Source organism: Colwellia sp. BRX10-4, from assembly GCF_014077465.1.
Taxonomy (GTDB): domain Bacteria; phylum Pseudomonadota; class Gammaproteobacteria; order Enterobacterales; family Alteromonadaceae; genus Colwellia_A.
On the sequence record NZ_JACGVZ010000003.1, the window covers coordinates 63,267 to 84,768 of the forward strand.

Below are 21,502 nucleotides of genomic sequence, written 5' to 3' on the forward strand. Positions count from 1 at the left end.
AAATTAAATAAAAGAGATGATCATGAATTTAAATACCCCACAAGAAATTATTGACGATATTGCTCAAGGTAAAATGGTCATTTTGATGGACGATGAAGACAGAGAAAATGAAGGTGACTTCATTATGGCTGCTGAAAAAGTAACACCTGAAGCCATTAATTTTATGGCGACTCACGGTCGTGGTTTAATTTGTATGCCGATGACTGTTGAAAAGTGCCAGCAGCTCAAGTTACCTTTGATGGTTGAAAAAAATGACGCTCAATTTAGCACAAATTTTACTGTGTCAATTGAGGCCGCTCAAGGAGTGACTACCGGGATTTCTGCTGGCGATCGTGCAACGACTGTTTTAGCTGCTGTTGCCAAAGATGCCAATCATTTAAGTATTGTTCAGCCGGGGCATATTTTTCCATTAATAGCCAAAGATGGAGGTGTATTAAATCGCGCAGGCCATACAGAAGCCGGAACCGATTTAGCGCGTTTAGCCGGTTTAGAGCCTGCCGCCGTTATTGTTGAAATACTCAATGAAGACGGTACTATGGCGCGCCGACCAGACTTAGAAATTATTGCTGAAAAGCATGATTTAAAAATGGGCACTATTGCCGACTTAATTGAATACAGAAATGCTAATGAGACCACTATTGAACGTGTCTCTCAATGTAAGTTACCAACAGCCTTTGGAGAGTTCGATTTAACGGTATTTAAAGACACCATTGATGGACAGGCGCACTTTGCCCTAACTAAAGGTGAGATTAAAGCTGACGAACCAACATTAGTTCGTGTTCATCTAGAAAATACCTTTAGAGATTTATTATTTAGCCAACGTGAGAGTGTTGCTCAATGGCCAATGGCACATGCTTTAGAAAAAATTGCCAAAGAAGGTGGTGTTTTAGTACTTTTAGGTAAGCATGAATCTACTGCGGAGTTAATTTCTCAAGTTGAAAAATATGCAAAAATTGATGCGGGTGAAGTTGTTAATGAAATAAAGCGTCATGTTGGCTCTCGTAATGTTGGCGTAGGCTCACAAATCCTTTCTAACTTAGGTGTCAGTAAAATGCGCTTGTTAAGTTCACAAACTAAGTATCATTCGTTATCAGGATTTGGTCTTGAAGTTGTTGAATATATAGCGGAATAATTAACCTTAGTCCAAGTTTGTTCATCTATAGAAATATTTTTTATAGATGAACATTTAAGCTTGTGATTACGTTAAAATTGATAACGATAACTCACTGATATTTCTCTGCCTTTTCCAGGTACTTCACCGTTAAATACTCTTGGGTCGAAGACAACATAATCTTTATCCAGTAAATTTTGCGCAATGAATGAAAGTTGCTGTTTTTTATCAAGCTCATAAGTGACTTTACCTGAAATTAAAAAATACTGTTTTTGTATAAAACGCACATCATTAATTGGAGGTAGTATTACTTCATCTCGCCAAATACCATTAACATTAAATTTCCATTGTCCTGATTTATAGCTTAAATTGGCACTACCAAAGTGTTTAAAACTCTCATTAATGGGATCATCAAAGAGATGGGTGTAGTTGAGTGACAAACGTAATTTTCGCGTTAATTCAACACTGGCACTGCTTTCCAAGCCACTGATTTCCATATCAACATGGTTAGCAAAAGTAAATTGTGCGTCGCCATCGTCAGGAACCTTATTTATAAAGTCTCGTAAATCATTATGAAAAAAGACCAGTTCACTGGAAAAATCTTTACGTTGATATATCCAAACGAGCTCTGTTGTTTTGACAAACTCTGAGGATAAATTAGGGTTGCCGTTAGTTACACTGTCATTTGAATAAAGTTCGTTATTCACCGGTGTACGAAATGACTCACCATATTGTAATTTTAAGCTATGGTGTTTATTGGCTTGCCAAACTGCTGCGGCACGCGGTGACAGTTTATGATCAATATCTATCACCTTGTCATACCTAGCCCCTAAAAATAAACTAATATTATTGGCGACTTGCCACTTGAGTTGACTGTAAATTCCATGCATTTCTTGGGCTTGATTTAACGCTTTTGTTTCAGGCATCACAGCGATAGCGACAATTTTGTCGAGATAATTTTCATCACTAACGATAATCCGCTCTTGCTGATAATCATAGTAAGTGACGGCGTTACCCGATTGAAATTGATCAGCGCGGCGATATTCAACCCCCGAATTGAGATGAATACGTGGATTAACTATCCAACTGTGATCTAGGTTTACATCGCTTGATTGGGTCTGCCAAAAGGGCCCCACCAAAAAATCATTTTCGATAAGGCCAGACTCTTTTGCTAAGGCCATCCCAGCAGACTTGATTTCAAAGAGGCTATAAGACGCCTTAATCTCTAGCTGATGCTTGTCATTGTGCCATATCTTACTTTTACCCGATATTGAAAAGCTTTCACTGGTGTGGATATTATCTACAGAATAGCCACCAAGATTAATAAATTCATCGAGTTCATTTTCGCTATAGCGGATGTTAAGTTTATTATTTTTATAGTGTGCACCGAGTTCTAAATAGGTATTACTATAGGGGTCTTTAACTTGGCGATTCAATGGTGAGGTATATTGATGGCCATTAGACTTCTCTATCGAAATATTACTGTGTAAACGTAAGTCTTTAGATAAGTTTTTTTGCCAACTAGAAGAAAGTTGCTGATAACCTTTTTCACCTATACTTACCTTAAGCTGCTTAAATGACTGTTGAGTAATTATATTTAAAACACCTAAAAAAGCATTGCTGCCATAAAGCGCTGAACCAGGACCTCGAATAACTTCAATACGTTCAATAATACCAATGGGAATATGGGGGGTGTAAACGGAAGCTTTACCAAAGGAAACTTCATTAAGTCGCTCGCCATTGACCATAACAAGAATATAACCATTATCTAAATAAACGCCTCGGGCATGTTCTTTTGGGACCGCTCCTACCCAATCACCACGAGTCATTTGAAAGCCAGGAACAAAATTCATCACATCATAGGCATTTTTGACCCCTAATGATTCAATATCAGTGCGTTCAAAGACCGTGATTGTTGAAGGTACTGTTAGGACCGTTTCTTCAGTTTTTGTGGCTAAACTAATACGTACTTGCATTAGCTCCTTTATGCTGAGATCAAAGATGTCTTTTTCAGCGACAGCAGCAAAACTACTATTAAGGGGAACAATGAAAAGACAGCTAATAATCCAAACGAAAATTCTCATATAAATTAAAAATTAATAGCTTTGTTATTAAATTAGTTGGTTCTACCGTGCAATGCAAGCAAAAATTGACATCACTTCAGTCACCGGCTAGTTTTAGAAGCGATAGTAGAGATTAAAGCCTAAATTTAGCAACATTGCCCGTTCTATTTTAAGACTATCAATCGCAAAGGTAACTGAAAACCAGTCACTTTTATATTGGACCTCTTGAGCTGTTTTTTCAAAGTAAGCTAAAAGTTATATGGCTTTAGCCACTGGCTAGTTTTAGAAGCGATAGTAGAGATTAAAGCCTAAATTTAGTAACATTGCCTGTTCTATTTTAAGACTGTCAATCGCAAAGGTAACTGAAAACCGGTCATTTTTATATTGGATTTCTGGGGCGGTATTTTCAATATCAAATGAAATCCGTGTTGATGAATTTTCGTGTGCGATATCGAATCCTAAATAATAAAAATTTTGCTCACCTTGTCTTTTATAACGTGCTAGATAACTTATTTGCTCGCTGTGATGATATAAACCGATAAAGCTTAAGTGTTCAGGTAACTCAAACTGATGTTTACTGGTCGTTTCTTTACCACGATAAACAGGTAAGTAGGCGACGCCGCCAACACTATTAATAAAAGTACCATCGGTATCTATGTTACCCGCACTAAAGCCAGATTCGTCTACGGTAAAATGGTTATAGATATCTTTTAAATCAGCGTTAATAGAGAAGTATTGGCTTAGCTGCCAACGTAAATGAATATCAATCGTTATACCTGTGCCATCGGCATCCCAATCGTTACTATTGCGGCGTTTTAAAAAATTATTGGCAGTATAAAACTCATCTAATTGTGCAATGGCAGATATATTGCCATTAAGGTCACTTGCAAGGGTACCCGTTAAGTTAGACTCCCTCGTGACATTTAAGTCCCAATAACCGACACGTATTTCACTACTAAAGTTTTCACATTCATATTTATAGCCGATACGTAAACCATTACTACGCTGATGGAATAACTTTAATGCGATATGATATTTTTCTTGTGTGTCGAGTGATAAATCGTTTCTGTCTAAATAGAATACTTTTGCTGTATCGCGATTTGAATAAACAAAATAATCATAGCGTTGTGCAACACTCAACGACAAGTGTTGCCAATAACTGCTCGTACCCACTTCATTTGGTGTAAAACCGTCACTAGCATTTTTTTTTGGTGATTGTTGCCAGTTGTCAGTTGCTTAACGGGTAAAATATTACTAAATGATTGGCTTGTGGTAAATACTTCAATTTTTGTTGAAGCTTGAGAAAAAGTAGATAAAAATATCAATAGTAATAAAAATAAATAATTAACGTTCATTAATTCCCTTAAGTTCTAGCGGCGTTTTCCATGATATTTATTGTAGCTAAACAAAGGTTAAGTTTAATAAAACAACTTAACTTATAAGTAAAAAAATACCAGTCACACACATGACTGGTATTTTATCTCTACTCTTTGTTTAGCTAATAATGGAGGTTACAGTGTTTCGGTTGTTTCATCGGTAAATATAAACCAAATAACACCATCACGATCTTCTATATCTGCAATTTTAGTTGCTGAAGAACTTACTACAATACTACCAATAACATCGGATGTTGAATCTTCCACATCATTCATTATGAGTAATACACCTTCGCTGTTATTTACACTAAAAGCGCCTTCTTCATCAGTCTTCATATGGGCAACAAACTTACGCATATTCTGATCGCCAGGCAATTTGTAACTCATTTCAAGATCGAACTTACCGTCATCAAAAGCGGTACGTTGACCTGATAGCATTAAGTTTACTTGGTAATGACCTAAAGTTGCTTCCAACGAGAGCGCAGCACTTAAATCTAAGAAAACATCTTCGTTTTCTAATGATTCATCACTATCTGGATGCGTGTTAACACCAGAAAAGGTTCTACTCCCTATAACTATTGAAGCAATATCTTCGGCAGATAGTTCTGCTTCCACTGAACCTACACCGTCGATATATGTTGTTAAGTAAGATCCTCTTCCATTCACTATAAACTGCTTATAAGCTTCTAAAGCATTTGTTGTTGAAAAAGGATTAAAAGGTATCTGACAATGAAGCTCAGCACTCTCCCAAGTATCAAATGCATAAAAAGGATTCTCTATTAAAGCGATGCCATCTTCATCAACTAATACGCCTTCTTCATTCATGTAATCGCTATATGTGTATGATTGCGTAAAGTAATCAGCTAAACCATCATTATTTTCATCAATAGGAGTGATTCGAACTAATAGATAAAACTCATGATCTATACCAAAAGAAGCGTGTCGGTTTATTAAGACTTCTTCTACATCTAAATCTACATCATTCGTTGAAAAAGTTCTTATATCTGTAACCTGGCCTCCCATATTACTTGTTACATGGCGAGTAAAGGTAAAGTTAGCCGTTTTCGTATAATCAACACCGTAGACTCGAGTATAAGTATCGTCTTTTACAGTAACTGTGTTGCTGTCATCACTCACCGTTATTGTAAATACATCTTCAATTGGCAAACTCGAAGTAATATTCCCTGAAAGCTCTCTTGAAGTGCCGGCAGCTATAGCAGCAATTTCCTCTTCATTTTCATGAGGAAAAATTTAGACTCTTGCTCCAGAGGATAATTTTAATTGGTATTCTCTATGCCAATTTTCTATTTCCCATGCATATGCTGTAGCGGCATCTTTCACTGAATTGGCATGAATTCTTGATTCTTCAAGTAATTCATCAAGATCTTCATTGGTACGTGTGAAAAATGAGGTGTCAGGACTTAAAATGACAACTTCATCATTATAATTAATTAATTCGCCGTTATCATTTATTGATGTACCATCCCAGTAGTAATAAGTATAAAAGTCAGGAATACCATCATTATTTTCATCAGTAGGAACTACAGCTTCTAAATAAGCACCATTGTCGTAATCAGATGTATAAGTGTAGGTTGCCATACTGCCATACTGCCATACTGCCAGTCTGACTTAATGATTTTGTTAACTTTTGTTTGGTAGGTAATGAATTATTTACGTTAACTTCATCGTCTAGTGTAACGGTTGTTGTTGAAGACCATTCACCTGAAATAGCACCAGGTAGAAAAGTATAAGTTAGCGAAAACCCATCAGTAATTATCTCTGAAGATGAAGCGTTTACTGTGTTTTGTCACCAGAAACAACAACAGAAAGTATATCTGCAATAGGCGCACCAATATATTTAAACTCAGGTGCTTCATAGCTTTCTAAGTCTTGGATGTTAACAGTAATAGTTGCTTTAATTAAGTTACCTTCTTGTGAGCTAAAGCCACCACTTAAAGTCAACATTTCAGGAAGAATTTGTATATCAGTGCTTTTGCCATATCGGTCAAGTTCTCTGATGATATTACCATTGTCGTCTCTAACAAGAGAGCCATCTTCGTTTGTATATAGATCTCCGTTTTCGTCTCTGGCCCAAATAGTTTTTTCATCTAAAGTATGAACCGTAACGGGTACAAGCTTTGTCTTTATCATACCGGTAAAAGCGACTGGGTCTATTACCGTATCACTTGCTTTTTGTTCTAAGATAACTTCAAGCGATAACTCCCCAGAGCTTATTTCTCCTGCGTAGGTATCATCTTCAAGTGAGGTTCGACTAATCGCACTATCAAGGTTAACTTTTGCGAAGCTATCTTGAGTCAACGATAGCATGGCACCCGCTGATTCAATTGAACCATCAAGGTTTAAAACAATGCTTAAGCCGTCTTCAGCAAAAAAGGCTGAAGCATTCAAGCTGATTTTTTCACTACCTGAAGTGGCACTGATTTTAAATAATATGCCGCCATTAGCCGTTTCTTCATCAAGCGTTATAGAACCTACCGCACCATCAATACTCAAAAATGGGCCTATTGGGAAGGTTCCCTCCGTAATGGTGCCTGCTTCATACCTTATACCCATTTCTGATAAGGCGTTGGTAACGTCTGCTAGTAATAAAAAGCTCGCTGCTTCAGCCTCGACCATTAAACCAGCACTATCAATGAGCTCGATGTACTTGTCGCCTTCGGTGGTTATACCGGTATTGGCTTCTTTACCCACTTCAAATAAATGACTAAAGAGACGCACATCAGCAACCATAGCTTTTGCTTTAGCAATAGCATCACCTGTTGTTGGTATTTCCGTTTCAGGCTCAATGCGGCCATCTTCATCTTCATTAGCCTCTTCATATTCTGATTAGTTTTCTAAGGTAATTTCTTACTGGTCAAGCTCGCTCAGTATTTCACTGTTATCTTGGGTTGATAATATCTTATCTGCAGCTATCGCTTGAGCTGCAGCAGCGGCAACATCGCCAGCACTATCAAGAACTTCAACTAAAGACAGTTCAAAACCTTCATCGTTATCATCTTGGTGTACCAATAATGCGCCATTGTGTTCGACTATATCTTCAATAACATCGGCTAATCTATCCGATAAAACACCCGTAGTATTTTCTTGACCGGCAAACAAAACAGACATGATGCCAGCATTGATCAAGCCGTAGCGTAACTCATTAACATTATCCTCACCTGCAACACTGGTTGCATTTTCAACAGCCGTTGGCTCAAGTGCCTTTAAACTGCTCATAATATTAAAAGCATTGGCAATAATAGAAGAGTGCGCTTGTATTGTCGTTTCACTAACTCCGCTTTCATCGGCTTCTATAAGTGCTGCGGCTAAATGGGTGACAGCTGAAATATTTACATTTGCGGTCCCTGCATTATCACTCCCTACGGTTGAAATCGCTGATAATACTAAGGTTGGATCAACAGTAGCTAGTGCTATTGTGGCGCCGTGGGCTAATTCACCACAACCTGCAGGAGCATGACATATCATCGTGGTATTTTCACCAACCGATAACTCTACTTTGATAGCGCCGTCATAATCTAAAAGGGTAATGGTATAGCTACCATCATCTTCAGTAATAATTGAAGACGCAGCTAACTCGGCATCTTCAAGTTTAACTGCTTTTCTGTCAACGTATTTATAAACAGTAACCACAGCGTTTGCTATTGTGCCTTTTATCGCTTTACCTTTGATAACGGTTTGTATGAGTACCGGAGCAGGTGGTGGTGCTATTGTGGGGGTTTTAGTGCTAGAGCTACTTGAGCCACCACAAGCGGTGAGGGCTGAAATTAGCGCAAGAGAAATAATACTTCGATTGAATTCTATTAAATAATCCTTATTCATGTATGAGAAATATATCGCGTATATTATTTAAGCAGATAAAGACAAATTTTTAAAGAAAAAAACAATAATTAGTGGTAAAAATAAGAGGGTAATTAGAGTAAAAGATAGGGGAGATAAAGATTAAGTCACTAATATTTAACTATTATTAGTGACTTTGGGTTGGAGTTTTAACAATGTTTAGCGTTCAACAAAATAGGTTATTTTATCAATAATACCTTTGCTATCTAAGCCAAGTTCCTGATGAATCTCTTGTTGGGTGCCATGCTTAATAAAGGTATCAGGTAAGCCAATATTTAATATTTTAATCGCAACACCTTGGCTTAATATATATTCATTGACTGCTGAACCTGCGCCACCCGCAATTGCATTATCTTCAACGGTCACAATAACACTATGGCTTTTTACAATGTGGTCAATAAGTGTTTCATCAAGCGGTTTTATAAAACGCATATCAATGAGCGTCGTATTTAATTGTTGAGCCGCTATCTTTGCTTCATCAAAGGTACTACCAAAGTTTAAAATGGCAACCTTTGGCTCAGCACTGTCAGTGGTTGTTTCTAAAATAGTTTTTGCTTTACCTATTTCAATTGTTTCGCCGATGTCAGGTAAAGGCGCACCGTTGCCTGACCCTCTTGGATAACGAACAGCCGCAGGACCATTATGCTTAAACCCCGTGCTAAGCATCAATTGACATTCTCGTTCATCCGATGGTGCCATAATAACAATATTTGGAACACAACGCATAAAGCTTAAATCAAATGAGCCTTGATGAGTTGGCCCGTCTGCGCCAACAATGCCGGCTCGGTCAATTGCGAACAAAACGGGTAAGTTTTGGATCGCCACATCATGAATGAATTGATCGTAACCACGCTGTAAAAAGCTTGAATAAATAGCGACTACCGGTTTTTTACCGCCAATTGCGAGACCCGCAGCAAAAGTTACCGCGTGTTGTTCTGCAATCGCGACATCAAAGTACTGATTAGGAAAGCGCTGACTAAATTCAACCATGCCGGAGCCTTCACCCATGGCAGGTGTAATGGCTATTAGTGAATCATTATTTTCTGCTGTTCTGCAGAGCCAATCGCCAAATATTTTTGAATAAGTGGGTAAACTTGGCTTACTCTTTGGCAAACTCGTTTGTGCGGGATCAAATTTAGGGACAGCATGATATTTTATTGGGTCTTGCTCTGCTGCGTGATAACCTTTGCCTTTTTTAGTGGCAATATGAAGGATTTGAGGTCCTTTTAAGTTACGCATATTAGTAATGGTATCAACCAAACCATTGACATCATGACCGTCGATAGGGCCAATGTAATTAAAGCCTAACTCTTCAAAAAAGGTACTGGGTACAACCATGCCTTTTAAATGTTCTTCGGCACGACTTGCTAATTCTTTAATAGGTGGAATACCCTTAAGTATGCGCTTACCGCCTTCGCGTATCCCTGTATATATACTGCCAGATAACAATCTAGCAAAGTGATTATTTAATGCACCAACATTTTCTGAAATTGACATTTCATTGTCATTTAAAATAACCAGCATATCGCTTTTAATATCACCAGCATGATTTAACGCTTCAAAAGCCATACCTGCTGTCATTGCGCCATCACCAATAACAGCAACAACTTTACGATTTTTGGCTTCTTGTTCTGCAGCAACGGCCATACCGAGTGCCGCAGAGATAGATGTGCTTGAGTGACCAACACTTAATACATCATATTCACTTTCTTCACGCCAAGGGAAAGGGTGCAAACCATCTTTTTGACGAATAGTATGCAGTTGATCGCGTCGACCTGTTAGGATTTTATGTGGATAAGCTTGATGGCCAACATCCCATATCAAGTGATCAAAGGGCGTTTTATAAACATAATGTAATGCGACCGTTAATTCTATTGTGCCTAATCCAGAAGCAAAATGGCCACTACTTTTACTTACAGAACTTAATAAGTAACTACGCAGTTCTGTACTGGCCTGAATTAGCTGGCTCTTATCTAACATGCGCAGATCGTCAGGAGAATTTATATTGGCCAATAAAGGGTAGTCAGCAAGATTTATAGTCATATTTATTTTGTTTATTCTTTAAATTGCAAGATCAAGATCAATGAGCGCGTTTGATAATAAACGTCGCAAATTGAGCTAAGTTATCTGTATTGTAGGGTAAAGTTGCTAAAGCTTGAAGTGCTTGTTGATATAAGTTGTCAGCTTTTTGCTGAGCGCCCTGTAAACCTAATAGCGCAGGGTAGGTACTTTTATTAGAGGAAACGTCTGAACCTGCTGGTTTTCCTAGCTCTTCCACACTAGAAATAATATCAATTATATCATCGCGCACTTGATAGGCTAAACCAATATGATCAGCATAAACGGCGAGTTGGTGCTTTTCATCGGCAGAAATATCGTTACTTAACTCTGTAACCATGGTCACAGAGGCTTTTAACAACGCACCTGTTTTTAGTGAATGTAGTTTTTCTAGTTCAACTAAAGTGATCACTTTATCGGTCGCAGAAATATCAAGTGCTTGTCCACCGCACATGCCTTGGTAACCTGAAGCATTGACTAATTGACGGATTAAGCTAATACGTTTTGATTCAACCGCGGCGCTAAAGTTATGATTAACTAAAATATCAAAGGCAAGCGTCTGTAAACTATCACCCGCTAAAATAGCAGTCGCTTCATCAAACGCTTTATGACAAGTTGGTTGCCCACGACGTAAATCATCATCATCCATCGCAGGTAAGTCATCATGAATTAATGAAAAAGCATGAATACATTCTAATGCTGCCGCAATACCGTCAACGTCAGATAAGTTAAGTCCCAGTGCATCACCGGTAATATAACTTAAATAAGGACGCATGCGTTTACCACCAATTAATAAGCCATATTGCATTGCCGATAGCAATTTTTGATCATTTATTTCATAAGCGGCTAATTTGTTGGCAAGGTATTCATTAATGCGCGTTTGATAAAAGTCGAGTTGATATAATTGGGTCACTAATTACTACCCAAACTTTCTGAGTCAACTTCGTTTTCAAAATCTTCAAGTTGAGCTTTACCATTTTTTGTCAGTAAGATTTGAATCTTTTGTTCAGCATTTTTTAACTTTTCTTGACTGGCTTGGCTGAGATTTAAGCCGCGCTCAAAAAGGGTCATTGAATCTTCTAAACTCAACGCTCCTTGTTCTAAATTCTGAACAATAGTTTCAAGTTCTAAGAGTGATTCTTCAAAGCTTAAGTTTTCTATTTTTTTCTTAGCCATCATCGAGGGTTCAGTGATTAAATATCTATGCGCAAATTTATACCAAACGCCTTAATTAATCAATAAACTTCAAATGCTTTTGCCCCTTAATGACTATCATATACTTTCTATTGTGGGTCATTTTACGACTAGAATAGCGCTTATATTTATCATTAACGCGTTGCGCTTAACGATAACTAGATAAATATAAATTGGCTTAGCATAAATATAGCGAATTTAGTTGGCAGTATTAACTGTTTCTGGACTGTACGTTGTTAAAGATACAGAACAATTATTTTGTTCAGTCAAGTTAACCTTAAAAATAGGGACTAATTACTTAAGTTATTGACAATATAGACGATAATAAACTTATAGAGCCGTAACCCGTTCATATGCCGTTTTAACTCTGCGCTTTGGATGGTTACGGGTAAATCACGAGCGTGGATAAGAATATAAGTATTCGCGTATCGTAATACCTTAATGTATTATCAAATAATACGACTATCCGTATCATTTTTTTGTGGAGACTTTTTTGTGGATATAGCAACAATATTAGGTGTAGTAGGCGCAATAGGTTTACTCATTATGGCAATGATGTTGTCTGGTGATATCGGTATGTTTATTGACGTTCAGTCAGTTATTATTGTTTTTGGTGGTTCAATATTTGTTGTGTTATCTCAATATAATCTCAGTCAGTTTTTTGGAATTGGGAAAATTATAGTTAAAGCTTTTATGTTCAAAATGGAACAACCTGACGACCTTATTGAAAAATCAGTTGAGATGGCAGATGCGGCCCGAAAAGGTGGTTTCTTGGCATTAGAAGAAGCCGAGATCACCAATGGTTTTATGCAAAAAGGTGTGGATATGTTGGTCGATGGTCACGACGCTGATGTAGTTAGAGGTACTTTACAAAAAGATATTCAATTAACCTCAGAGCGACATGAAACTGGCGTTGGCATGATGATGGCGCTTGCTGATGTTGCGCCTGCAATGGGCATGATAGGGACTTTAATTGGTTTGGTGGCGATGCTATCAAATATGGATGATCCAAAATCTATTGGTCCGGCCATGGCTGTTGCTCTATTAACAACGCTTTATGGTGCGTTCCTTGCTAACGTTATTGCTAGTCCTATTGCTTCAAAATTAAAGCTTAGGTTAGCTGAAGAGAAAATGAATCAAGAACTCATTCTAGATGCTATTTTAGGTATTCAAGATGGTCAAAATCCACGTGTTATCGAGGGGTTGCTTAAAAACTATCTTGCTGAAGGTAAGCGTGTTGTAAATACCACAGAAGAAGAATAACGGGAGTAATTTATGGCTGAAAAATGTAAATGTCCACCTCCCGGACTCCCGGCTTGGATGGGTACTTTTGCTGACTTAATGGCACTATTAATGTGCTTTTTCGTTTTACTTTTATCTTTTTCTGAAATGGATGTTTTGAAATTTAAACAAATCGCGGGTTCAATGAAATTCGCCTTTGGTGTTCAAAATAAGATTGAAGTAAAAGATATTCCCAAAGGCACCAGTATTATCGCGCAAGAGTTCCGCCCAGGTAAACCAGAGCCAACACCTATTCAGGTAATCCAGCAACAAACCATGGAAATGACACAACAGATGTTGGAGTTCCAAGCAGGTGATGAAACCTCTGCAGGTGGTCGACAAGAACAACGAGGTACAGAACGTGGTGGACAATCACAAAGTACTGCAGATGAAATGTCAGCCCAGGCAATGCAAAAGGCTCAAGACGAATTAGAGCAGGCTTCGCAAGAGCAAGTAAATGAATTAGTTAAAAAAATTGCTGATCAATTAGAACAACAAATTCAAGATGGTGCCATAGAGCTTGAATCTCTCGGACAACAAGTAATTATTCGTATTCGTGAAAATGGTTCTTTTCCTTCGGGTTCTGCTTTTTTACAACCACAGTTTCGCCCTATCATTAGAGAAATAGGTGAACTACTCAACACGGTTCCGGGTGAAATTATGGTTTCTGCACACACAGATGATCGCGGTATTAGTTCAGAGTTATTTTCTTCAAATTGGGATTTATCAAGTAAACGAGCTGTCGCTATTGCTCATGAATTAATTAAAGTCCCTGAGTTTGACCAGTCGCGTTTACTGGTTGTTGGTCATGCCGATACAAGACCGGTAGTGCCTAATACTAACGCGCTAAATCGTAGAAGAAACCGACGTGTTGAGATTTCAATTAACCAAGGTAAAGCTAAGGAAACCGAACCTGTTTCTATTATTAAATAATAAATTAAGCTGAGAAATTCAACTGTCGTGATGGAGTTAAGTGATAAACCCCCGTTTATTGCTTAGCGTACATTTTTCAACTTACTCTTCTTTTCAACTTACTCTTCATTTCAATTTCGTGTATAATTCGCGCCATCATTTTTGTCGGCCGATTATGGCCTTTAGTCTAGTTTGATATTTAGGGTCGCTTGTTCATGAAATTCATCGTAAAACTCCAATCTGAAATTGCTGTAAAGAGTCGTCCGGTTCGTAAGCGCTTTACTAAAATTTTAGAATCCAGCATTAAAAATGTTTTACGACGTGTTGATGAGCAAATTACCACTCAGGCAAACTGGGATAATATAGAGGTTAATACTAAAAATAACTGTCCTAAAAATCGTTTGGCAGTAATTGAAACCTTAAAGTGTGTTCCTGGTGTTGCTCATTTTCTTGAAGTCCAACAAGTGTTATACACTGATGTTCATAGCATTTTTGAAAAAACTTTAGTAGCACACCAAAAAACTATTGAGAACAAAACTTTCTGCGTTAGAGTAAAACGTAAAGGAACACATGATTTTAGTTCATTAGAAGTTGAACAATATGTTGGTAGTGGTTTAAAAAAACATGTTGAGTCATCGAAGGTTAAACTGAAAAAACCTGACGTAACTATCTTATTAGAAATTAAGGAACAATATTTATTTATTGTCGCTGAGCGTCACGAAGGCTTAGGCGGATTCCCAATCGCAACACAAGAAGATGTTTTATCGTTAATGTCAGGCGGTTTTGATTCTGGTGTCTCTAGTTTTCAAATGATAAGAAAAGGTACTCGTACTCACTATTGTTTCTTTAATTTAGGTGGCGCTGCTCACGAAGTTGGCGTGAAGCAGATGAGCTACTATTTGTGGAATAAATTCGGTGCCTCACACAAAGTTAAATTCTTTTGCGTTGATTTTGAACCGGTTGTTGCTGAAATTTTAGAAAAAGTAGATAACGGACAAATGGGCGTTATTCTTAAACGTATGATGATGCGTGCTGCTGCTCAAATCGCTAAACGCGCTAAAATTAAAGCATTGGTTACCGGCGAAGCATTAGGTCAAGTATCGAGTCAAACATTAACTAATTTAAACATAATTGACAGAGTAACGGATACGTTAATTATTCGTCCATTAATTGCTTACGATAAACAAGATATTATTGATATTGCTCGTAAAATTGGCACGGAAGATTTTTCTAAAACCATACCTGAATACTGTGGTGTTATCTCTAAACGACCAACAATAAAAGCTATTTTACCAAAGATCGAAGCAGAAGAAGAAAAGTTTGATTTTGATATTTTAGACAAGGTTGTTGAAGAAACCCGTGTTTATGATATACGCGATATAGGCAAAGAAAGTGAAGAAGAAATTCATGCGGTTGATACAGTAGACGATCTTCCTAGCGATTCAATCGTTATTGACATTAGAAGCCCTGATGAAGAAGACGAAAATCCTCTCGAACTTGAAAACGTCAACGTTATTCATATTCCTTTTTATAAGCTACCTAATAAGTTTAGTGAGTTAGAGCAAGATAAAGAATATTTACTGTATTGTGACCAAGGTGTAATGAGTAAGCTACAAACACTATACTTAATTGGTGAAGGTTATAAGAACGTTAAAGTTTATCGTCCTTAATATGACACGTTTACTCGGGTAAGTATTTATCCTCAAGTGCTTTAACAGCTAACCATAGTTGAGTATTTATCGCTGTGGTTAGTTGATGTTTCTCCCCTAAACGGTGAATGTAACCGTTGATATACTCTATTTCGGTACGACGTTTATTAAGCACATCAGCACGCATCGAAGAGGTGTTTTTATTAGTGCTTTTAGCAACATTATGGATTAACTGTCGTAATAAAATCTCACTTAATATTTCGCCTTCCTTCGTCGCTACAGCAACGACCTCACTGATAATATCTTCGGTCATTCTCTGGTAAGCTTTTTGATTCACTTCACCATTTTCAATATCGTTTAGTGCTGAAATAGGGTTGATCACACAGTTAATGGCTAACTTTTTCCACTGCGCTTGTTGAATGTTTTCTTGCCAGCTAAGCTGTTTCAGGCTTTTATTAAGGAGTTCTAATAATTGCTTTTGCTTTATTGAGTGCAGTGTCCCATAAATAATACCCAGATCGCTATGGCCCATGCCGGTATGTTTAATATGATAAGGAGCGACTTTTTTAGCGCCTTGCGTAAGTAACAAAGCCAATAAACATTGTGACGGTTTAAGTCGAGAGTTAATTTCTTCGAGAGTTCCTAAACCATTGTGGGTAAGAATAATAACAGCATTGTCACTGATTAAATGATCAACAGCTTTCATTGCTGCGGTGACTTGATAAGACTTTACACAAAAAATTATAACGTCAGCACTGGCAATTAATTGATTATTAGCCATTGTAAGTGGAAAGCTTTTTGCAACATCATTTATTTCACTAAAAAAGTAATCAGATAATGTTGTTGGCGTTGAGGGCCATAATGATACTAAGTTATCACCTTGTTGGTTAATTATCGCTTGAGAAAGCCGATGATAACAAAGTAAACCTATTGCACCTTGGCCAACAATAACAATATTCATCTTATCTTTTTATACCTTTGGGCTGTTGATAAAGTACAAAGATCCACTGAAGAACAGCAAAGAAAGATATGCCGACAACATCAGCGACAAAGTCAAAAAATTCCCCACTGCGAAAACCTAAGTAATATTGATTTAATTCAGTAAATGCACTATAAAAAAATAAACAAATAACCGTATTGATTAAAGGTAGTTTCATCAAACCGACTAAAATCCAAGTCAGACCAAAAAAACCAATGATATGGCCAATAGTATCTATTTGTATTTTATTAATAACGGTGGTTTTTAAATCATTAGGGACTAAAAAAATCAGTGCTAATACCAGTAAAAAAACTAATATAGTTAGTCGTTGCATGTAACGTTTCATTAAGGGGTAATTCATGAAGTCATTAGTTTGTAATTATTCATCATAACATGTGAAAATAGCCGTTGCGATCACCTTTACCCGTTAGTGGTAATCTTGCTAAGATTACCAACACTTAAATTATTGAATTATCGAAAGGTCAAGATCATGCCCTCTATGGATATCGTTTCCGAAATTAATTTGGAAGAAGTAAGAAATGCAACTGAAAACTGCAAGAGAGAATTAGAAACGCGTTTTGATTTTCGTGGTGTTGAAGCGAGCATTGAATGGAAAAAGCCCAACGTGGTAGTAAAAGCTGAAGGTGACTTTCAAATAAAACAACTGGTAGATATGGTGCGCGTGCAGTTGGCAAAGCGTAATATCGATGCTAAAGCCCTAACCCTTTCTAATACCGAGCATACAGGTAGAACCTTCACTCAAAATCTTTCCTTTAAAGAAGGTATTGAGCAACCTATCGCTAAAAAAGTCATTAAGTTAATTAAAGACAGTAAGTTAAAAGTACAAGCGGGTATTCAAGGCGATCAAGTACGAGTGACTGGTAAAAAACGTGATGATTTACAAGCGGTCATGCAATTAATTCGTGAAGGCGATTTAGAGCAATCTTTTCAGTTTAACAACTTTCGCGACTAATACAGCGCTTTCTTTAATATGTTAAGCCTTTGAAGGGTAAATATCTCAATACTAAAAAACAGCACTATCGGTGCTTTTTTTTTATACGTTTATTTTTTGTTTTACTCGGTAAGTAATCTTATCTTTACAAGTACACGATGATTTTAGTGACAAATTGCTGACTTTTAGACAATTAACGCTGTTGTTTTGATGACACATTAAGTAGATTAACCGCATTCTAATAATAATAAAGATTATGTTTAATGAGTGTTTCAAGAGGTGGGTTTAGTTCTAGGATTGGTTTTATCATGGCAGCGGCAGGTTCCGCTGTTGGTTTAGGCAATATTTGGGGATTCCCAACACAAACAGCAAGTAATGGTGGTGCTGCTTTTGTTTTAGTTTATTTAGTTTTAGCCTTTTGCTTAGCTTACCCTGCATTTATGGCCGAATTATTAATAGGTCGATACGGGCAAGCGAATGCCGTTAGCTCGCTAGAAAAAATGTCACGCAGTCTTTGGCAGAAAAAATCCGCCTTCTTTGTTGGTTTTGGAGGCATAGTTTGTGCAGCACTTATTCTTAGTTTTTATGGGATTTTAGCGGGCTGGATGATGTCTTATGCCGTTGAACCCGTTTTAACCTTTGTTGGCTTAAGTGATGCAGCGCAATGGGTTATTTCACAATCTTTGTGGCGTAATTTAGGCTTTACCGCTTTATTTATGATCTTGACCGTTTTTATTATTCGCCATGGCGTTGAAGATGGTATTGAAAAATGGTCAACACGTTTAATGCCAATGTTGATCGGTTTATTAATACTGTTAATTATTTATGTTGTTACCTTAGATGGTGCAGCCGAGGGATTAAATGCTTATTTGAACCCTGATTTTTCCCGTGTATTTGAAGCTGATTTATTAATTAGCGCATTAGGGCAAGCCTTCTTCTCTTTGTCACTAGGCACCAGTGTGATGATTATTTATGGTTCATATATTTCTAAAAAAGAGAATTTAATTACCCTAGGTGCACAAGTTACGCTTATTGATGTGTCTATCGCATTCCTAGCCGGCTTATTAATTATTCCTGCGATGTATGTTGCCCAAGCGCAAGGCGTAGCGATATTTGCTGATGATGGCAGTTTAATCAATGGTTCAAGTCTGGTCTTTACTGTTTTACCTAGTTTATTTGAAAGCATGGGTAATATGGGCAGCTTTGTCGCTTTTGCTTTCTTCTTATTAATGTCTATTGCCGCCTTAACATCTTCTATTTCAATGCTTGAAGGACCGGTGTCTTACGTGGTCGAGCGTCATGACCTTCCAAGAGAAAAAGCGACCAGCTTAATTGGTATTGGTATTTTCTTATTGAGCGTGGTTATCGTTTTAAATATTGAAACTATGCTCGATTTTGTTGCCATTGCTGCTACGCAATATGGGCAACCGATTATAGCGATGCTATGTTGTGTTTTTGTTGGCTGGATTTGGCATAGAAATGATGTGCTTATGGAGCTTAAGCAAGGTCATGATAGTGCAGAGCATAGTGTGTTTTGGAAAATTTGGCCTTGGTATACCAAGTTTGTTTGTCCAACAGCGATAGGTGTCGTGTTTATTCATTCATTAAATCTTTTCTAAAACAGTAGAATTTAAAAATGAACATAAAAAAAAGCGAGCTTAGCTCGCTTTTTTTATGTTCACAGTCTCAGTGAATTGGTTAGGATGACAATGCGTTAGTTAGTAGAATGGCGTTTGCCTTTCACCCTTGTCGTCATGCTGAATTTATTTCAGTATCAGGATGACGGAGTCTTGGCCTAGATGATGAATTCAATAGGGGCTGTTGTTAGCTTATATTTGGCCAAGTAAGTGACCAAGGGGTCTTAATGGCCGCTAATTGTTGTTGGCAAGATTCACTTAAATATCTTTCTCCAGAAGATGGGCAAAGTACATATTGATAATTTTCCCCATCTAAAGTGAAACTCAGCGCGTATGCATGTAAATAACCACGTTGTTCTTGATAAGCATCTTGCGTTGCATAAAGTGGATCACCGAGTATTGGAGAGCCAATACTCGATAAGGCAACACGTAGTTGGTGGGTTTTACCACTTCGCGGTTTTAATAAATACAAACGCTGACCATCGCTAAGTGAATACGACAAGAACTGTGTAATAGCGGGGTTGACTTGTGTTCGCAGTAATTTCCACATACCTCGGCGACTTTTTTCCATATCGCCTTTAATCAAACCTTGTTTTTTCTTAGGCTTTTTATCACTGATCGCCAAGTAATATTTTTCAATCTTATGTTGTTCAAATAACGTTTGAAACTCTTGCGTAGTCGCTAAGTTTTTTGCAAAAATCATTAAACCTGAAGTCATTTTGTCAAGACGATGCACCGGGAATAAATCATCAAATTTACCTTGCGCTTTTCCCTGTTTTTTAATTTGGTTGAAAAAACCTTGCTCAAGGTCGCCTTCATCATGGAAGTTAACATCGGCCGGTTTCTCTACAATAATAAAATTATTGTGTTCAAAAATTATATTAATTGATTGCACTTATGAAAGCCCTAATCCTACGAAAATATAAAGAATAATCGTGAGCACAGCACCAAATAATGCATATGGTAATTGTGTCTTAACATGCTCGAAATGATCACAACCACTGGCGATTGATGCAACCACGGTTGTATCAGAAATAGGAGAGGCGTGGTCGCCAAATACGCCACCACCTAACACAGCAGCGACTAAAAATTCTATGGGTAACCCACTTTGTTGAGCGATAGGTACAGCAATAGGTACCAATATAGCAAAAGTCCCCCAAGAGGTTCCTGTTGCAAAAGCCATTAACGCCGCGGCAATAAAAATAACGGGTGCCATTAAAAATAACGGCAGTTCAACATTAAATAATTCACTGACATAAATACCTGTGCCCAAACCTTTTATTGCGTCACCAAAAGCAAATGACAAGACTAAAATGGCAACAGCAGGAAACATATGTTTAATGCCTGCAGCGGAGCTGAGGGTTATTTCTTTAACACTAAGGAGTTTATTCAAGGTAATTAATAGCATTAATAAAATAAAAGCGCTGATGATTGACCAAAACACAGCAAATGAGCCTGAGCCACGGCGTATGTCGCCATCACCTGTTATCCATAATAAAATTAGGGTCAATGCTAATAACGTTAATAAAGGCAACCACATGATATAGGCTGGCGCTATTTGTTTTACAGTATCTTGTTGCTGCTCGGTTACCAAAGACTCTGCACTTTTCATTGGACCATAAATTTTTCCGCTGTAGGCGGTAAAAAAAGCCAATAAAATAGCGATTATTGCGTAAAAGTTATAACTAACCGTACCGATTAAAACACCCACTGAGTCGGCAAGTTGATAATCATCAAGTAACCCTAATACATAAGCACCCCAGCCATTTATTAATAATAAAATGCTTACTGGTGCGCAAGTTGAGTCAATTAGGTAGGCTAACTTTGCGCGGCTAATTTTGTATTTATCAAAGAGTTTCTGACTAGCCATACCCGCGGTAAACATACTTAAATTAGTATCGGTAAAAATACTGGTACCAATAATTGTCGGCAGCAGACTTGCTTGTCGAGCGTTTTTGACTAAATTTAATGAGGACAGCTTTTCGATAAAGCCATTAACCGCACCTGATTTATTCATTAGGGTCACTAATGCGCCAATTAATAAACTAAAACTAACGATATAAAGGTTGCTGGTAGAAGTGAATACACCACCAATCGCCAAAAAACCATCGGTTAAGCCCGTTATTATTTGCCAGTTTGTCGACATGATACTTGCTAAAATTAAACCGCAGAATAAAGCTAATAGAGCGTTTTTTCGCCAAATGGCAATAAGTATAGCAACAAGTGGAGGAAGTAATGAAAAAGGACTGTCTTGCATGATTTTAACTATTTTCTTATTATTATCTTATAATGCACTTTACCGTAAGCGCTAATGTTTAGAAACTGCTTTGTAAGAGATTCATACAAATTTGATTAGTTTTATTTTGAAAATAAAATTAGTGTTTTACGGTCTAGTGCTTTTAGAAAATGAATGTTTATTTTGAGGATGTCAC

20 protein-coding genes are annotated in these 21,502 nt (G+C 37.4%); 6 read left to right on the forward strand and 14 right to left on the reverse strand.

Going from position 1 to position 21,502, the window contains the following annotated elements:
- Positions 1–22: 22 nt before the first annotated feature.
- The gene (gene ribBA, locus H4J67_RS04340) at positions 23–1,132 is read left to right on the forward strand and encodes a bifunctional 3,4-dihydroxy-2-butanone-4-phosphate synthase/GTP cyclohydrolase II (RefSeq protein ID WP_182173670.1); all 1,110 of its coding nucleotides are present in this window, start codon (positions 23–25) and stop codon (positions 1,130–1,132) included.
- A 71-nt stretch (positions 1,133–1,203) separates the two neighbouring features.
- Here the strand turns inward: ribBA and H4J67_RS04345 are convergent, their stop codons facing one another.
- From H4J67_RS04345 to H4J67_RS04390, 10 genes are all read right to left on the reverse strand, one after another.
- A complete protein-coding gene (locus H4J67_RS04345; RefSeq protein ID WP_182202977.1) occupies positions 1,204–3,087 on the reverse strand; it encodes a TonB-dependent siderophore receptor in 1,884 nt (627 codons plus the stop codon).
- 369 nt (positions 3,088–3,456) lie between these two features.
- Complete coding sequence (locus H4J67_RS04350) at positions 3,457–4,347, reverse strand: hypothetical protein (protein WP_182202979.1); 891 nt, start codon at positions 4,345–4,347, stop codon at positions 3,457–3,459.
- Entirely contained in the window at positions 4,311–4,529 is a 219-nt protein-coding gene (locus H4J67_RS04355; protein WP_182202981.1) for a hypothetical protein, read from the reverse strand. Before H4J67_RS04355 ends, H4J67_RS04350 begins: the two co-directional genes overlap by 37 nt.
- A gap of 156 nt (positions 4,530–4,685) precedes the next feature.
- Positions 4,686–5,687, reverse strand: coding sequence for a hypothetical protein (locus tag H4J67_RS04360; RefSeq protein ID WP_182202982.1), 1,002 nt, complete (start codon positions 5,685–5,687; stop codon positions 4,686–4,688).
- Between the two features lie 114 nt (positions 5,688–5,801).
- Complete coding sequence (locus H4J67_RS04365; RefSeq protein WP_182202984.1) at positions 5,802–6,149, reverse strand: hypothetical protein; 348 nt, start codon at positions 6,147–6,149, stop codon at positions 5,802–5,804.
- A 195-nt stretch (positions 6,150–6,344) separates the two neighbouring features.
- Positions 6,345–7,301, reverse strand: coding sequence for a hypothetical protein (locus H4J67_RS04370; protein WP_182202985.1), 957 nt, complete (start codon positions 7,299–7,301; stop codon positions 6,345–6,347).
- A 117-nt stretch (positions 7,302–7,418) separates the two neighbouring features.
- Positions 7,419–8,390 carry a hypothetical protein gene (locus tag H4J67_RS04375; RefSeq protein WP_182202987.1) on the reverse strand — a complete coding sequence of 324 codons (972 nt, stop codon included), beginning with the start codon at positions 8,388–8,390 and terminating at the stop codon, positions 7,419–7,421.
- 177 nt (positions 8,391–8,567) lie between these two features.
- Complete coding sequence (gene dxs / locus H4J67_RS04380; protein ID WP_182173646.1) at positions 8,568–10,451, reverse strand: 1-deoxy-D-xylulose-5-phosphate synthase; 1,884 nt, start codon at positions 10,449–10,451, stop codon at positions 8,568–8,570.
- A 37-nt stretch (positions 10,452–10,488) separates the two neighbouring features.
- The gene (ispA, locus tag H4J67_RS04385) at positions 10,489–11,379 is read right to left on the reverse strand and encodes a (2E,6E)-farnesyl diphosphate synthase (protein WP_182202989.1); all 891 of its coding nucleotides are present in this window, start codon (positions 11,377–11,379) and stop codon (positions 10,489–10,491) included.
- A complete protein-coding gene (locus tag H4J67_RS04390; RefSeq protein ID WP_070375867.1) occupies positions 11,379–11,642 on the reverse strand; it encodes an exodeoxyribonuclease VII small subunit in 264 nt (87 codons plus the stop codon). Before H4J67_RS04390 ends, ispA begins: the two co-directional genes overlap by 1 nt.
- 513 nt (positions 11,643–12,155) lie before the next feature.
- On the opposite strand from H4J67_RS04390, the gene pomA reads away from it, so the two are divergent.
- From pomA to thiI, 3 genes are all read left to right on the forward strand, one after another.
- The gene (gene pomA, locus H4J67_RS04395; RefSeq protein WP_182173640.1) at positions 12,156–12,923 is read left to right on the forward strand and encodes a flagellar motor protein PomA; all 768 of its coding nucleotides are present in this window, start codon (positions 12,156–12,158) and stop codon (positions 12,921–12,923) included.
- Positions 12,924–12,935: 12 nt separating this feature from the next.
- Positions 12,936–13,874 (forward strand): flagellar motor protein MotB, encoded by a 939-nt coding sequence (locus tag H4J67_RS04400; RefSeq protein WP_182173637.1) that lies wholly within the window; start codon positions 12,936–12,938, stop codon positions 13,872–13,874.
- Positions 13,875–14,068: 194 nt separating this feature from the next.
- A complete protein-coding gene (thiI, locus tag H4J67_RS04405) occupies positions 14,069–15,523 on the forward strand; it encodes a tRNA uracil 4-sulfurtransferase ThiI (RefSeq protein ID WP_182173634.1) in 1,455 nt (484 codons plus the stop codon).
- A gap of 10 nt (positions 15,524–15,533) precedes the next feature.
- Here thiI and H4J67_RS04410 read toward each other — a convergent pair whose 3' ends face one another.
- Together H4J67_RS04410 and H4J67_RS04415 are read right to left on the reverse strand one after the other, a co-directional pair.
- The gene (locus H4J67_RS04410; RefSeq protein WP_182173630.1) at positions 15,534–16,463 is read right to left on the reverse strand and encodes a ketopantoate reductase family protein; all 930 of its coding nucleotides are present in this window, start codon (positions 16,461–16,463) and stop codon (positions 15,534–15,536) included.
- A 1-nt stretch (position 16,464) separates the two neighbouring features.
- Positions 16,465–16,815, reverse strand: coding sequence for a VanZ family protein (locus H4J67_RS04415; RefSeq protein WP_182173627.1), 351 nt, complete (start codon positions 16,813–16,815; stop codon positions 16,465–16,467).
- A 156-nt stretch (positions 16,816–16,971) separates the two neighbouring features.
- Between H4J67_RS04415 and H4J67_RS04420 the strand changes: the two genes are divergently transcribed.
- Positions 16,972–17,454: a YajQ family cyclic di-GMP-binding protein gene (locus tag H4J67_RS04420; RefSeq protein WP_070375873.1), complete on the forward strand. Its 483-nt coding sequence runs from the start codon at positions 16,972–16,974 to the stop codon at positions 17,452–17,454.
- Positions 17,455–17,696: 242 nt separating this feature from the next.
- Entirely contained in the window at positions 17,697–19,052 is a 1,356-nt protein-coding gene (locus H4J67_RS04425) for a sodium-dependent transporter (protein WP_182173624.1), read from the forward strand.
- Between the two features lie 205 nt (positions 19,053–19,257).
- Here the strand turns inward: H4J67_RS04425 and H4J67_RS04430 are convergent, their stop codons facing one another.
- Both H4J67_RS04430 and H4J67_RS04435 read right to left on the reverse strand, forming a co-directional pair.
- On the reverse strand, positions 19,258–19,965 hold the full coding sequence (locus H4J67_RS04430) for a TIGR01621 family pseudouridine synthase (RefSeq protein WP_182173621.1): 708 nt from the start codon (positions 19,963–19,965) through the stop codon (positions 19,258–19,260).
- Positions 19,966–21,327 (reverse strand): Na+/H+ antiporter NhaC family protein, encoded by a 1,362-nt coding sequence (locus H4J67_RS04435; RefSeq protein ID WP_182202991.1) that lies wholly within the window; start codon positions 21,325–21,327, stop codon positions 19,966–19,968.
- Between the last annotated feature and the right edge of the window lie 175 nt (positions 21,328–21,502).